Genomic DNA, 13,597 nt, shown 5'->3' with positions numbered 1-13,597 from the left:
CCCGCACTGTGCCTGTGGGCCGGTGCCCGGCTGGCTTCCGTCCCTCCGCCATGTCCGTCTTCCGGGGTGCCGTCGATCTGTTCGGCGCCTACGGCCAGGCCCTTGGCCGCCGCTACTGAAATGGAACTCGTCATGTCGGGTGGTACGAGGCCGCGCCGTCACCGGCTCGGCTGCCCATCGGAAAACCGGTGGCATCGACAGCTGGGCCGTCCTTACTGTCCGGCCCATGGACGACACCGTTGCCCCGCCGCGACTGACCCGACTCACTTTCCACGGTCCTCTGTCAGAGGACCGGGCCGACAGAATGATCCGTCGGCTCGCCGATGGGGTCGGCCCGACCGCTCCGACTGCCGTCCTCGACATAGGTTGCGGCTGGGGAGAGTTCATGCTCCGTCTCCTGGAGGCCACGCCCGGCGCGACCGGCGTCGGAATCGACCTCAATGAGGACGACCTCGCACGCGGACGCGCCAACGCCGAGGCCCGGGGGCTGGCCGAGCGCGTCGACTTCGTCCGTGAGTCCGCCGTCGACACCGCCCGAGGCCCCGCCGACATCGTGCTGTGCCTTGGCGCCGGCCACGCGCTCAGCGATGCCCAGCCACCGGAACACACCACCGCCGCACTGCACGCCCTTCGCCGCCTGGTGAAGCCGGGCGGCCGTGTCCTTCTCGGCGAGGGCTTCTGGCAGCGCCCACCTGCTCCGAACGAGCTGTCGGCCATGTGGCCGGGAGCCTCGGCCTCCGAGTTCCACGACCTCTGCGGCCTCGTCGACCTCGCCATCGCCGCGGGCTTTCGCCCTGCCTGGATCGAGTCCGCGAACCATGATGAATGGGATCACTTCGAGTCCGCCTACCAGTCCGACGTCGAAGAATGGCTCGCCGCCCATCCCGATCACCCCCTGGCAAAGGAGACCCGCGACCGCGTGGATCACCACCGCAGCATGTGGCTCCGGGGTTATCGCGGTGTCATGGGCCTGGCCTACTTGACCCTCGTCCCCGTGAAGTAGGGAGCCAGGACCTCTGGGTTTCCCAGCGTCGTGGTCATGGCCAGCCGTCCGGAAGCAGGACGGTCGCGCCCGTCACGGCCGCCGGGGGCGCCAGCCCTGGCCGCGCGGGCGTTCGCGGAGCTTTCCGGTACCGCCCAGGCAAGACGGCCGGCTCCGTGCCGGCGTGCACACCGAGGTCGGCCATCGTGGCGAGGCGGGCAGCGTCGAGCCGGTCGCGGCTGGTGACCGGGCGGGGTCCTTCGTCCGAGCACCAGCGTCCGTAGGTCTCGTAGAGGAGTTTCCGCTCGACCGGAGTTCGGGGTTGGGCTGCCCGCCTCCCCCCTCCTGGTGCCCCGGCCGTGCACACCAATCGGGTGGGAACTCACCCGCGATCGCCTTCCATGCCATGGCGCGACATCAGCTGCCGACAGGTGGTCACAAATTCGGGGCGTCGTCGGTCACTGTGAGCATGAGTCAATCCCTGGAATCGAAGACGGGCACGGACGGGCCGGTCACTGTCATCAAGCGCTACACCGTGCCGGCGGACGAAGCCGACTATTTCGTCGAGGTGTACCAGGAGAACGCGCGGATCATGTCGACCCAGCCCGGCTTCCTCCGCTCCCGCCTGCACAGGCCGCTCGCCGACGCCCCTGAGGTGCGGTTCGTCCACATCGCCGAGTGGACCTCAGGAACCGCGCTCGACAAAGCAACCGGCAACCCCGAGTGGCATGCCTCGCTGCAGCGCATGTTCGACGACCCGGGCCTTCACATCACCTCAGAGCCTGCCAGCTACCGCGTCGTTGTCGAACTCCGCCCCTCATGACGCGGCGATTGCTGCCCGAGGCACAACCCAGCAATGGCCCAGTGATGGATGCATGTAAGGGCAAGCCTTGGGTCACCGACTCCTACTACCAGGCCATGTTCCTCACCACGAGGGACGCCGTCGTACTCGTCCGACACCCCACCCACCCCCGGGCACAGCCTGCTGCGGGCCATCCAGGAGGTGACCCGTGCCGGGCGGCAAGCCCTCCAAGGTCACGCACCTGGTGCCCTGCGGAAGGGCACGTCACGTGCCTGTGGCGTCCTCGGCCTCCCAGCGCAGCAGGTCGCCGGGCTGGCACTTGAGCACCTCGCAGAGCGCGGCGAGCGTCGCGAAACGCACCGCCTTGGCGCGGCCGTTCTTGAGCACCGCCAAGTTGGCGGGGGTGATCCCTACGCGGTCCGCGAGCTCCCCCACGGACATCTTCCGCCTGGCCAGCATCACGTCGATGTCGACGACGATCGGCATCAGATCACCTCGTCCAACTCGGCCTGCATCTGCGCCGCTTCGACGTCGCGCGCGACGGCCTGGGCGAGCAGCATCCGCAGCACGAGCACGATGAGGGCGACCCCCAGGATGGCCACGCCAACCCCGCCCATGATGACGGTGACGCCCGGGTCGTCCCGCTGGCCCGGCGCATTGATGGCCGTGACCGCGAACCACACGAGGGCAGCCGCCACGATCGCGCCGATCACGCCGTCCACGTAGCGGAAGGCGGCGTGGGAGAACACGGTTCCGCGTCGGACCATCGTCACCAGCCGCCATACGCAGACCAGGGCGACCTGGACCGACACCATGCCCAGGATCGTGATCAGGCGCAGCGCGGTCAGCGGGAGCGACCCGTCCTCCGGATCGCTTCCGCTGACCAACGTCCACACCATCAGTACCTGCACGAACACGGTGCCGGCGAGCACCACCCCGAGCACGGCGCGCAGTGCACGCACGGTCAGCTTTCCCATAACCCATCCTTCCATCGAATAGCGATGGGAATCTATCGATATTCGATAGGTGAAGCAAGGGCTGCGATGGAGACATGGCATGGCGGTTGCGCCAGGCCCCTGCTCCGGGCGATCCTCTCGGTCGGGTAGCCGAGCAGGTGGGCGCAGGTCGATCACGGTGAACTGGCAGGTGGGCAACTGCAGGATCGCCTCGTACACGTCACCGGCACTGGCGTTGAGGGCCGGCTGGCTGCGGACCGCCGGCCAACCGTGACCGACCGGAGCAACGGGCGTCGGACACGACAAGGCGTCAGGAACACCCCCCGTTATGTTTTCCGCGGCCCTGAAAGAAGACCGCTGGCCTCGGCAACGGGAGCGTGCGGGTTGTGCGTCAGCTGCGCAACGGCCCGGACGCCGGGGCGGTGTACGGCCAGCCTGCGAGCATGGACAAGTTGATCGAGCCGTTCAGCACGCTCGCCTCCGGGACGGTCATCGCCGTTCTGTCGTCGTGGCTGACCAACCGAGCCCGCAACCGCCAAGAGCAGCAGGCCGAGATCCGGGCCTTGCGGGTGCAGGTGGATGCAATGGCGGTGGTGAAACCGCACCGCACGGCCGCCGCCAACCGGCTGCTGTGGGAGGGGCCGGCCGAGCGCAGCCGGATGTTCCTGCTGACCGTGCTCGCCTTCGCTGATGGTGCCGTCCACGCGCCGATCGCCGGCGGAACAGACGTGCAGAGCGGGCCCGTGGGCTTCGGGCGCGCGGCCGAGCTGCTGAGCCGGGAACGGCTGACGAGCAGGCAGACAGCGCCCGCCGTGCGGGAGACGCTCAGCCGGGCCGCCACCGCCGCCACCCCCGCTGATGTGCTGTTCCTACCCGGCCGTCGTCACCGCCACCGAGCAGCTGCTGAACGCCCTGTCGGATACGGATGGGCGCCTGTGACGCACGCCACAGGAACCTGCACAGCCGCGTGGACAAGGCTGGACGTGGATTACTCATTGCACACCCGGATACGGGCAGGCGACCCCGAGGCGTTCCGCGAGCTCTTCCGTGACCACGCGCGACTGGTCCACCGGCACGCGGTCCGAGTGACCGGGGACTGGACCGTCGCCGAGGACGTCGTCTCGCTGACCTTCTTGGAGGCGTGGCGACTGCGCACCAAGCTGCGGGACGAGGGCGACAGTCCGCGCCCCTGGCTGATGGGCATCGCCGTGAACGTACTGCGCAACACCACCCGCGCCGCGCGCCGCCACCAGCGGGCTCTGCTGCGTCTGCCGGTCAAGGAAACGGTCCCGGACTTCGCCGACGAACTCGTCGGTCGGATAGCCGATGCAGACGAACTGGCCGCCGCCCAGCAGGCGCTGAAGAAGTTGCGCCGGAGTGAGCGAGAGGTCTTCACACTCTGCGTGTGGTCCGGGCTCAGCTACGCGGAGGCAGCGGCCGTGCTCGGCGTCCCGGTCGGCACGGTGCGCTCGCGTCTGTCCCGCGCCCGCAGACGGCTGAGCAAGCTGGCTGAGGAAGAACTGGAAAATCGCAGGGAACCACTGCCGCGCAACGGACAAGGACAGGGCGGCCGCACTCCTGCGGCCCGGTCACACGAGTCGTACGAGGAGAGGTCCGAATGATCCGCAAGAAGTCGCGGCGTGAGGAATCGCTCGACCACGCGGAGCTGGCCCGTTTGCTGCCGGCACCCGGAGACCCGCACCTGTCGCTCGACCGTCACCTGCTTCTCGAGGAGCACCTGATGAACGAGATTCGGCGAGCAACACCCGCCCCCGCGCCGTCCCGCCGCCCGGCACGCCGTGTCCTGCTGATCGGTGTCCCGGTCACCGCCGCCGCACTGGCCGGCGCGTTCGCCCTCGCCGCGCTGACCAATTCCGGGGGCAGCGACACGAACGCGACCACCCCGCTGCCGGTCGAAGCCCCGGTCGTCCGCATCGAACCCGGCAACACGGCCCGGCTCGCCTCCACCGTCGAGCACATCGCCGCCGCCGCCTCGGCCCGCAAGACGCCCGAACCCGGCCCGGGCCAGTTCATCTACATCAAGAGCAAGGTCTCCTACCTCACCGTCTCGCACACCGACACAGACAGGTCCAAGACCTTGGTCCAGCCCCTGCACATCCGTGAGGTCTGGCATTCCCCCGACGGCAAGCAGGGTTGGCTGGACGAGCCCGGCTACCAGCCCAAGGGCGGTGTCACCCTCGACAGCGACACCGAGCGCGACGTGAACTCCCCTTCCTACGACTACCTCAAGACGCTGCCCACCGACCCGGACGCCCTGCTGAAGAAGATCTACAAGGAGACCAAGGGCCGGGGAAACTCCCCGGACCAGCAGGCATTCACCACGGTCGGCGACCTGCTCGGTGAGCAGCTCGCACCGGCGAAGCTGAATGCAGCGCTGTACCGGGCCGCGGCCAAGATCCCCGGGGTCGTGGTGGTGGAGCATGTGAAGGACGCCGCGGGACGCGAGGGCATCGCCCTGGCCCACGTCGACCAGCAGAGCGGCGATCGCACCGAGTGGATCTTCGACCACAGGACATATGCCTATCTCGGCAGCCGCGCTGTGCAGGTCAAGGAGGCCAACGGCATCAAGCCCGGCACGGTCCTCGAGAACACCGCCGTGCTGGAGCGGGCCGTCGTCGACGCCCAGAAGCAGCGCCCCGGCGCGCAAGGTACGGATGCGTGAGGACGCGATCGTCCCGCTGGTACTGCAACGGTGCTTGCCTTGGCTGACGGCCAGGTCGGTCGTTGGTGTGGTTGCGGCTGGGGACCTTGCTGATGTCATGTCGTGGTCGGGTGCGCTGGAATCTGCTCATATGCGGTTCGTGCACCGTTTCAGCAGGTCGGAGCCGCGGGAGTCGGCGCCGGCTTGTACGCGGGGCTTGGTCGCTCCGCTGCAGCGGAGGAACGGCTGGACGCTGGCGGAGGAGGGCCGGCCATGCGGGCCGACACGGGCTTTCTGAAGAAGGGACGCGGTGGGCCGGGTGCAGCGGCAGCACTCCGGCACCGCCGGGCGGACGGAGAACCGCCAGGTCGGCGTCTTCCTCGCCTCTGCCACCGATCGCCGGCGGACACTGATCGACCGGCGCCTGTATCTGCCCACGTCCTGGGCCGACGACCGTGAGCGGTGCCGCCGGACCGGCATCGACGACGAGGTCGGCTTCGAGACGAAGGTGGCCCTGCCCAAGGCCGAGCCGAACAGCCCCGAGCGGGCCCACGAGGTCGCCGAGGCCGTGGCGAGAACATGGCTGGGGGGACCGTGAGCAGCCGCTCCCGTACCGCCCAACGGTCCTGGCCAGTGGCGCCCTGGGCATCGGGTGCCACCGCGCCGAGGAGTCCGACCGCCGCGCAGGGGTCGACCGGCAACGCCCGGCCCCGACGGCCCCCCTCCCGGACCCGTTCGTCACCCGGCTGCCCCGGTGACCACCTGACCCATCGGGTCCGGGCGGCCGACTCGGCGACGGCGCGGTCATCACCGCACAAAACCCGTGATCAGACAACAGACGAGTCGGCGCAACGCTTCATTGATGCCTGCTCTTCGCTCGCCGGTCGCCCCGAGGGACGCACCTGGGGCCGACGCGTGTGTCCGCAGGTGAGGGCGGCGCGCGGGACGCCGGTCAGTGGCCGGACTCACGGCGATGCGGCCCGACTCCCGTAACCGACTGTGCCACCGCCTGCCCATCCACCCCGCAGGCAAGGGCAAGCGCCGCGGTATGGGCGAAGGCGGCTTCGTCGCGCTGATCGACGGCGTCCACCAACTGGTCAAGGCACCGGTCGTGCTGGTGCGGGTCCGCGCGGGCACCACGTCTCCCACGCCATGCGTGAGCTGATCGCCGCCCGTGAACGGCTGACGGCGTTCCTGCTGCCCGCCTACTCGCCCGACCTCAGTCCCGTCGAGTGGGTGGGGAACGTACGTCTGGCGCAGCCTTCCCGAACTACGGCCGGACCCTCGACGATCCCGCGTCCCGTCGACAGGTCGAGGTCAGGAACCCCGCATGGCCTTGACGTCTTCGGCCTTCTTCGCCGTGCCACCGATCGCCCACTCGGCACTCGGGGTCTCGGTGATGAACGCGTGGGTGGCCTGGCGCATCGGCTCGCCCGCGACCTCGATGAGTGTTTCTGAAAGGCGTTCCACCAGTTGGCGCTTCTCCTCGTGAGTGAAGACGCCCTCAATGACCTTGATCTCCACGACAGGCATAGGGCCATTCCTTTCCTAGTGATCGTGCCTATCGGTGAGGCTAAACAGCGCATATGACCGCCGCGCGATGTACGGAGCCATTCAGCGCACCGGAGCATGTCCGGTCCATCGGTTCCTGGCACTCGCCCGGCTCACCGTTCCCGATGGCCGCCTCGCAGGCTGTCGTCCGGCAGCGCTCAGCCCGCCCCCATCGACGCGCCTCACACCACCGGACACAGCCACCGCACCGGGCGATCAGGGACCTCACGAGGATTCACCCTGACGAGCCAAGTCAGCAGCCGACGTCGCGGCCGAACCCGGGCGTGCGGGCGTCGGTGAAGCATGGCAAGCGCGGAGACAGTGACCGCGGCCAGGCCGAGTGCAGCACGTGCGGCAGGGGAGGAAGCCTGCGCGGCGCGGGGTCAGGCGGCGCGCCGCGCAGGCGGTCAGGGGGTCAGCTCGACCACGCGCGACCGCTCCGGCGAGGGGCGCAGGACGCCGGCCGCCGCGGCAGCCGTCACGCAGAACAGCGTGAGGAGCAGGAAGGTGTGGTTGAGGGCCATGAGATGGGTCATCCAGCCGATGACAGCGGGGCCCGCGAGCATGCCGATGTAGCCGAGTCCGGCGACCCGGGACACGTTGGTGCCCGCGGCCGCGGGGTCGGCGTGTCCCGCCGCGCTGAACAGTTGCGGGATACAGCCGGACAGGCCCAGGCCGAACAGCGCCCAGCCGGTCAGGGCAGCCGAGATCCATGGTGAGAGGGTCACGACCGTGATGCCGACGGCGGCCAGGGCCGAGCCGTACCGCAGGACGGCGACCGGCCCGAACCGGGCGGATATCCGGTCCGCCAGGAGCCTGCCGATGGTCATCGTCGCCGCGTACGTGCCATAGGCGAAGGCGGCGGTGCTCTCCGGCGCGCCCAGAACGGTCTTGAGATGCAGGACGCTCCAGTCGTTGGCGGCTCCCTCACACAGCATGATCAGCAGAGCCAGAACGGCCAGGAGCCAGATCCGCGTGGGAACGGAGCGGCCCCTCCCCTCGGGCTCAGCCTCCGTATCAGTCACGGGGGCGGCCGGCTCGGCGGGCAGTAGACCACGAGCCGATACCAGGGCAGTGATGACGCCGATGCCCGCGGCGGCGCCCAGCGTCGTGGCCGGGTTCCACCCGAGGTCGATGGCCACGGCGCCGGCGAGCGCGGCCAGGACGCCGCCGACGGAGAACGTGGCATGGAAGGCGGACATGACGGGCCGTTCGTACGCCTTCTCCACCTGCACGGCGTGCGCGTTCATGCTCACGTCGAGGGTGCCGTTGCCGAAACCGAAGACCAGCAGGGCCGCCGCGAGGGCCCACGGCTCCTGGGCGAGACCGGGCAGCACCAGGGTCACGCTGCACAGCACTCCGGCCGCCGGAACGACGGTGCGCGTGCCGAGCCGGTCGGACAGACGCCCGCCGACCTGCATGCCGGCGAAGGCCCCGGCCCCCAGCAACACGAGGAACCCGCCCAGGGCCGCGTGACTGATGCCCACGCGTTCCTCGACGGCAGGGATCTGTACCACCCACATGCCCAGCAACACGCCATTGAGGACGAAATAGACAAACGTCACGACGCGGGAGACGCGCAGCGCTCTTTTCATGTGGACACCATAACGAACACGTAGCCCGTTCGGAACATCAGCTTTCGATCATAAGGAATGTTCGCTCGGAGTGGTGTTGAATCACGGTATGAGCACCGTGGAACGTCATCGACTGATCGCCCAGGCCGTCCAGGAGGCAGGAACGGCCACGGTCGCCGAGCTGTCCGACCTGACGGGCGCCTCGGAAATGACCGTCCGTCGCGATCTGGACCACTTGGCCGCGCAAGGCGTCCTCGAACGGTTCCGCGGCGGGGCTCGCACCCTGCTCCTGCGAGGGGACGAACCGCCCTTCGCACTGCGCTCCCATGAAGCCGTCGACGCCAAACGTCGGATCGCGGCAGAGGTGGCTTCGCTCATCACCGACGGTGAGACCGTCCTGCTGGACAGCGGCACGACCTGTCTGGAAGTGGCGCGCCTGCTGCGCGGACGGCAGATCACCGTGATGCCCCTGTCGCTGCAGGCGATCGACGTCCTCAGTGGCGCCCCCGAACCGACTGCGCTGCTCGTGCCCGGGGGCCGGCCCCGCGCCGGCGAAGGCGCCCTCACCGGGCCGCTCACCCTCGCCTCACTGTCGGCGTTGCGGTTCGACACCGCCGTCCTGGGCTGCTGCGGTCTGACCTCCGGCGACGGCATGACCGCCTACGACCTCGACGAAGCAGCGGTGAAGAAGGCGGTCATCACATCGGCACGGCGCATCATCGCCGCCGCCGACGGCAGCAAGCTCGGCCGGACCGCACACGCCTACGTCGGGCCCTCCACCTTGGTCGACGTCCTCGTCACCGACACCACCGCGCCCGCCGACGAGACCACCGCACTCGAGAACAGCGGCACCACCGTCAAGATCGTCTGAATCCGGCCACCGCTTCCCGGCTCCCAGGCGGACAGCCAACCGGGCGGTCAGAAGCGGACGTTCGCCCGGACCGCCTCCTGGATGGGTGTCGATCCCGTGTTGAGTTCGAGGATCTGCCGGCCGATCCGGGGCTCGTGAAGCAGTTCAGCGAGCGTGGCGGCCACGTCCTCGCGAGCGATCTGGCCGTGGAACTCCGCCGGCCCGAGGGATACGGTGCCGATTCCCGGGTCGTCGACGAGGAGGGACGGACGGAGAATCAGCCAGTTCAGGTCGCTGCGGCTGACAGCGACATCCGCACCCTTCTTCACGGCGAAGTAGTACTCGACCTCGTCGCCGAGGTCACGTTCCCGCCAGGACTCCGGAAGCACCGACACCAGCACGAAACGCTCCACACCGGCGAGGCGCGCCGCGTCGATCGCCTTGACGACCCCGTCACCGTCGATGGCTTTCGTGACCTCCCTGCTGCCCCCGTTCGAGCCGGCACTGAAGACGATCACGTCAATACCGCCGAATGCTGCCGCCAGTTCTTCCACGGTCATGCCGGCGAGGTCGCCGACGGTTGCCTGCACGCCTTGTGCGGCGAGGGCGGCCTGCTGCTCGTCCCGGCGCACGAGCCCGCGGACGGTGTCTCCCCGGGAGCGCAGCTTCCGCGCCAGCAAATCGCCGATGCCGCCGGTGATGCCGATGATGAAGACGTCCACGTCGGATGCTCCGTTCTCCCGATGCAACTCTTCGGCTCCGCCACGAGACCGATCCCAGCGATCAACGACGCGTGTCCGCACGGGTATTCCGACCATTCCGGTCCTGGGTCTCGGCGCGAGTTTGGCCGACATTCGGGTCACGCCGTACAGGCCCCGGCTGTGGCGCGTTGCGGTGCTGCGAGGGTTCACCGCTGCCGATGGCGTCCCGCGGTGGCGCCCACTTGCTGATGCCGAGCTTGGGGAAGACATGGTCGTCATGCCGGACGCGGCCAGTCGCGCGATCTCGAGGGATCCAGGTTTCGGGCTCGGTCCCTGGGTCCCTGGGTCCCTCGGTCCCTGGGTCCCGCACACTGGCGATGACACGGATCGTGCCCTGGTTCCGTACTCTGCCCCCTCCGAGTGGTCACCGTCGGCGGATCTGGTCCCGCTTGCTCCCCTCGTGGCCTCCGAGCCCGCCTGGGGCAGAGCATCACGGGTGCTCAGCCTTCGCCTGGCGCGAGCGGACAGACGACTTCGCTGGGGAAGCCTCATCGGGGTAAGAGCCGGCTGGGTTCGACCCCACGCCTTACCGGCCGGTCTCCAGGTTGATCGCGCCGATCTGCTCCTCGGTGAAATGGGACCCGACCTCGTCCCAGATCTCGTCGGTGACACCCTGCGCACCGTCCCGCAACCAAGTGGCGGCCAGCACCTGGCCTATGAGAAAACCTCACCGGCTCCCGGACGTCTCAGCCGACGGGTGACCGGCCAGGTGGACGGTGCGGGGTGCTGCGTGCGCGGGAACCTGGCTGCCCTGGTCGCAACAGTCCTGCCTTCCGGTCGTTGTCAGTGTGATCACGTACCCGACATCCCGGAAGGAAGGATCACATGCTCCCTTCGGCTATGAGCCGCCTCGCAGCTGTTGTGCTGTGTGCCGCGTCCCTCACCGCCGCTCAAGCAAGTCCGGCGAGTGCCGCCGGCCGCGTCGACAAGAAGATCTCCTTCAGTTTCCTCAGGGAGATGGAGACCAGCACCTGGAACCAGAAACGCGGGTCGACCTCGTTCACACTGACTCGGTGCCGGTCACAGCAGACGTTCTACGCCGAACTGCGGCGCTCGGTGTTCGGGCCGGACATCAAGCTGGAAGGCCACACACTGAAGTGCGTGAAGGGGAAGCGGGCCTTCTTCACCGCGCCGGACCCCGGCACCTACTACTTCTACCTGAACAAGCTGCACGACGGTGAACTGGTCGAGGGCAACGCGACGATCGGCTACCCGAACTGACACACGCGAGCCGGACCACCCAGATTGGCAGTCCGGCTCGCGCCCCAGGGGCCTCTGGGCGGGCACATGCCGTCTTTGCGGGCCGGGGTGTCCCGTGGCGGTGCGGTGATCCGCGTGTTGTCCGGGGTGGGGATCAGGGGGCGATCGGTTCGGACGGTGGGTTTCCTCGGACGTGGCTCCCCGATCGCCGGCAGTGTCCTGACGAGCGTCGGGGTCTACCTGGGCACAAGTGCGTTCGGTCCCGGCTGTGTGGGGTGTTGCAGCCGGACGCGTGGTCGGACCTCCGTGCGGTGCTGTCCTAGACAGCTCCACCACACCGGATGTCTTCGTCATGATCAAGCCTGGCGATTGTCAACAACGCTCGTGGTCAATCAGCTACGGCTTGTCTCTGCGATACGTGCAGGGAACCAGCACCAGGGCGGACACCGTCCGTTGATGCACAAGATCGCCGCCACACCCAGAGGAGCCTGAAATGACCGGCATAGCCACCCGATACCTCTATCTTGTCCGGCACGGGGAGGCATCACCGGACGAAAGCGAGCTGACAGAGGCGGGTCGAAGGCAAGCCGCACTGCTAGGCCAACGCCTCCGGGACATCCCCTTCACTGCTGTTCACCATGGTCCCCTGCCGCGGGCGAAGCAGACGGCACACCTGATCGGCGACCAGCACAAGGGCGTACCTCTGCACGTTACGGAAGTCGCTGGTGACTATGTGCCCTACATACCGGAGAAGGACGAACTCCCGGCGGAATCAGCAGACTTCTATCTCCGCTTCCTTGCTGGTGCCACCGAGGAGGAGCGGAAGCATGGACCTGTGCTGGCCCGTCAGGCGCTGGATCTGTTCACCGGGCCGGTGGACGGTGAAGAGGACCGGCATGAACTGGTCGTCACCCACAACTTCCTGGTCGCCTGGCTCGTCCGGGACGCCATGCATGCGCCGAAGTGGCGTTGGCTCGGCCTCAACCACTGCAACGCGGCACTCACGGTCATCCGCTACGCACCCGGTCGGCCCGCCTCCGTCCTCGTCTCCAACGACATGCGGCATCTGCCCACCGAGCTGCGCTGGACGGGCTTTCCCCCCGAGCTGCACATCTGAAGTCGACCGTCAGGCCATCGCCGTGGCCCATAGCGCCGTGCGAAGGCGTCTACCGGCGTGTCCCTTCAGAGCGCATTTTGCGTACGGTTCGAAACCCCCGCAGGCCACGTCAATCCCCAGTCGCCGTCTCCCGAGCATCGGATGGCCATGTGCCGGACCGCTCTCAGGGGCGCCCCGTGAGCCTGCGACTCGACCGCTCGTAAGCCCTCAGCTTGTCGGGTGCCAGGACCCAGTACAGCCCGTCCACACCGTCCGGTCCCACCGTGACGCTCACCAGAGCCACCGTGACCCCGTTCTGGACGAGCAGCAGGCTGGGCAGGCCGTTCGCCTCGGCCACGCTGTACTCGGCGACGGGGAAGAACTTCTTGGCGAAGGCAGTGACCCTGGCCACGTGCTCGGCTCCCACGATCGCCACCCGTGCCACACCGCGCATGCCGTTCCCGTCCGCGTAGGCGACGACGTCCGCCGAGAGCACGCTCTCGAGCGCGGCGACGTCACCGTGCTGCGCGGCGGCGACGAAGGCCTCGGCCAGCCGTCGGTGCTGGGCCGCCTCGACGGGTTCCCGGCGCTCGGCGGACAGGCGTTTGCGGGCCCGGCTCAAAATTTGCCGCGTATTGGCCTGGCTCAGCTGGAGCATGCCCGCGATGTCGTCATACGCGTAGCCGAACGCCTCCCGCAGCACGTAGGCCGCCCGTTCCACGGGGTTCAGCTTCTGGAGGACCAGCAGCACGGCCAGCTCCAGCGCCTCGCCGCGCTCCGCGCCGACCTGCGGATCCACACTGGTGTCCACGGGCTCCGGCAGCCACGGCCCAACGTACGCCTCGCGGCGAACCCGCGCCGACTGAGCCACGTTGATCGCCAGACGTGTGGTGATCTTCGCCAGGAACGCCCTGGGATTCCGCACCGCGCTCCGGTCGGCGCCCTGCCAGCGCGGCCACACGTCCTGCACCACGTCCTCGGCCTCGGACACGCTGCCCAGGATGCGGTACGCGATACCGAACAGCTGTGGACGCAGTCGCTCGAACGCGTTCGCCGCTTCGTCGAGGGAGCCTTCGGTGAGCTGCTGATGCTCGTCCATGGTGCCGATGCCTCCGCGGTTCAACCGTCGTGCCCCCAGGCGGGCGTACCTCCGGCGCGAGGAC

Annotated in this window: 14 protein-coding genes and 2 pseudogenes; 9 read left to right on the top strand and 7 right to left on the bottom strand. The window is 68.6% G+C overall.

What is annotated here, in order from left to right; translation table 11 throughout:
• Positions 1-226 precede the first annotated feature (226 nt).
• Both OO52_RS19625 and OO52_RS19620 read left to right on the top strand, forming a co-directional pair.
• Positions 227-1,003, top strand: coding sequence for an SAM-dependent methyltransferase (locus OO52_RS19625; RefSeq protein WP_030647868.1), 777 nt, complete (start codon positions 227-229; stop codon positions 1,001-1,003).
• A gap of 448 nt (positions 1,004-1,451) precedes the next feature.
• The gene (locus OO52_RS19620; RefSeq protein ID WP_030647865.1) at positions 1,452-1,805 is read left to right on the top strand and encodes an antibiotic biosynthesis monooxygenase family protein; all 354 of its coding nucleotides are present in this window, start codon (positions 1,452-1,454) and stop codon (positions 1,803-1,805) included.
• Between the two features lie 243 nt (positions 1,806-2,048).
• On the opposite strand, the gene OO52_RS19615 is transcribed toward OO52_RS19620, so the two are convergent.
• A complete protein-coding gene (locus OO52_RS19615) occupies positions 2,049-2,270 on the bottom strand; it encodes a helix-turn-helix domain-containing protein (RefSeq protein WP_030647862.1) in 222 nt (73 codons plus the stop codon).
• The gene (locus tag OO52_RS19610; protein ID WP_030647859.1) at positions 2,270-2,761 is read right to left on the bottom strand and encodes a DUF2975 domain-containing protein; all 492 of its coding nucleotides are present in this window, start codon (positions 2,759-2,761) and stop codon (positions 2,270-2,272) included. The genes OO52_RS19615 and OO52_RS19610 overlap by 1 nt, the downstream gene beginning before the upstream one ends.
• Before the next feature lie 962 nt (positions 2,762-3,723).
• Here OO52_RS19610 and OO52_RS19605 point away from each other — a divergent pair.
• From OO52_RS19605 to OO52_RS19590, 4 genes and pseudogenes are all read left to right on the top strand, one after another.
• Positions 3,724-4,362 (top strand): RNA polymerase sigma factor, encoded by a 639-nt coding sequence (locus OO52_RS19605; RefSeq protein ID WP_030647856.1) that lies wholly within the window; start codon positions 3,724-3,726, stop codon positions 4,360-4,362.
• Complete coding sequence (locus tag OO52_RS19600) at positions 4,359-5,423, top strand: CU044_5270 family protein (protein ID WP_051818649.1); 1,065 nt, start codon at positions 4,359-4,361, stop codon at positions 5,421-5,423. The genes OO52_RS19605 and OO52_RS19600 overlap by 4 nt, the downstream gene beginning before the upstream one ends.
• 97 nt (positions 5,424-5,520) lie before the next feature.
• Positions 5,521-5,928, top strand: a pseudogene (locus OO52_RS47485) (transposase); the annotation flags it as partial.
• A gap of 405 nt (positions 5,929-6,333) precedes the next feature.
• A pseudogene (locus OO52_RS19590) lies at positions 6,334-6,641 on the top strand (transposase); the annotation flags it as partial.
• A gap of 78 nt (positions 6,642-6,719) precedes the next feature.
• Here OO52_RS19590 and OO52_RS19585 read toward each other — a convergent pair.
• Complete coding sequence (locus OO52_RS19585) at positions 6,720-6,935, bottom strand: tautomerase family protein (RefSeq protein WP_030647847.1); 216 nt, start codon at positions 6,933-6,935, stop codon at positions 6,720-6,722.
• A 425-nt stretch (positions 6,936-7,360) separates the two neighbouring features.
• Entirely contained in the window at positions 7,361-8,548 is a 1,188-nt protein-coding gene (locus OO52_RS19580) for an MFS transporter (protein ID WP_030647844.1), read from the bottom strand.
• An 88-nt stretch (positions 8,549-8,636) separates the two neighbouring features.
• Here OO52_RS19580 and OO52_RS19575 point away from each other — a divergent pair, with 88 nt between their 5' ends.
• Positions 8,637-9,398, top strand: a complete 762-nt coding sequence (locus tag OO52_RS19575) for a DeoR/GlpR family DNA-binding transcription regulator (protein ID WP_030647841.1) — start codon at positions 8,637-8,639, stop codon at positions 9,396-9,398.
• A gap of 47 nt (positions 9,399-9,445) precedes the next feature.
• On the opposite strand, the gene OO52_RS19570 is transcribed toward OO52_RS19575, so the two are convergent.
• Positions 9,446-10,099, bottom strand: a complete 654-nt coding sequence (locus OO52_RS19570) for an NAD(P)H-binding protein (protein WP_030647838.1) — start codon at positions 10,097-10,099, stop codon at positions 9,446-9,448.
• 565 nt (positions 10,100-10,664) lie between these two features.
• Entirely contained in the window at positions 10,665-10,787 is a 123-nt protein-coding gene (locus OO52_RS53985; RefSeq protein WP_267885026.1) for a hypothetical protein, read from the bottom strand.
• A 176-nt stretch (positions 10,788-10,963) separates the two neighbouring features.
• On the opposite strand from OO52_RS53985, the gene OO52_RS19565 reads away from it, so the two are divergent.
• Together OO52_RS19565 and OO52_RS19560 are read left to right on the top strand one after the other, a co-directional pair.
• On the top strand, positions 10,964-11,359 hold the full coding sequence (locus OO52_RS19565) for a hypothetical protein (protein WP_158712526.1): 396 nt from the start codon (positions 10,964-10,966) through the stop codon (positions 11,357-11,359).
• A 472-nt stretch (positions 11,360-11,831) separates the two neighbouring features.
• Positions 11,832-12,455 carry a histidine phosphatase family protein gene (locus OO52_RS19560; protein WP_030647833.1) on the top strand — a complete coding sequence of 208 codons (624 nt, stop codon included), beginning with the start codon at positions 11,832-11,834 and terminating at the stop codon, positions 12,453-12,455.
• Positions 12,456-12,618: 163 nt separating this feature from the next.
• Here the strand turns inward: OO52_RS19560 and sigJ are convergent, their stop codons facing one another.
• On the bottom strand, positions 12,619-13,533 hold the full coding sequence (gene sigJ, locus OO52_RS19555; protein ID WP_030647827.1) for an RNA polymerase sigma factor SigJ: 915 nt from the start codon (positions 13,531-13,533) through the stop codon (positions 12,619-12,621).
• Positions 13,534-13,597 lie beyond the last annotated feature (64 nt).

The sequence above is a fragment of the Streptomyces flaveolus genome (assembly GCF_000716535.1).
Lineage (GTDB): Bacteria > Actinomycetota > Actinomycetes > Streptomycetales > Streptomycetaceae > Streptomyces > Streptomyces flaveolus_A.
This window is presented reverse-complemented; position numbering and strand designations above follow the sequence as displayed.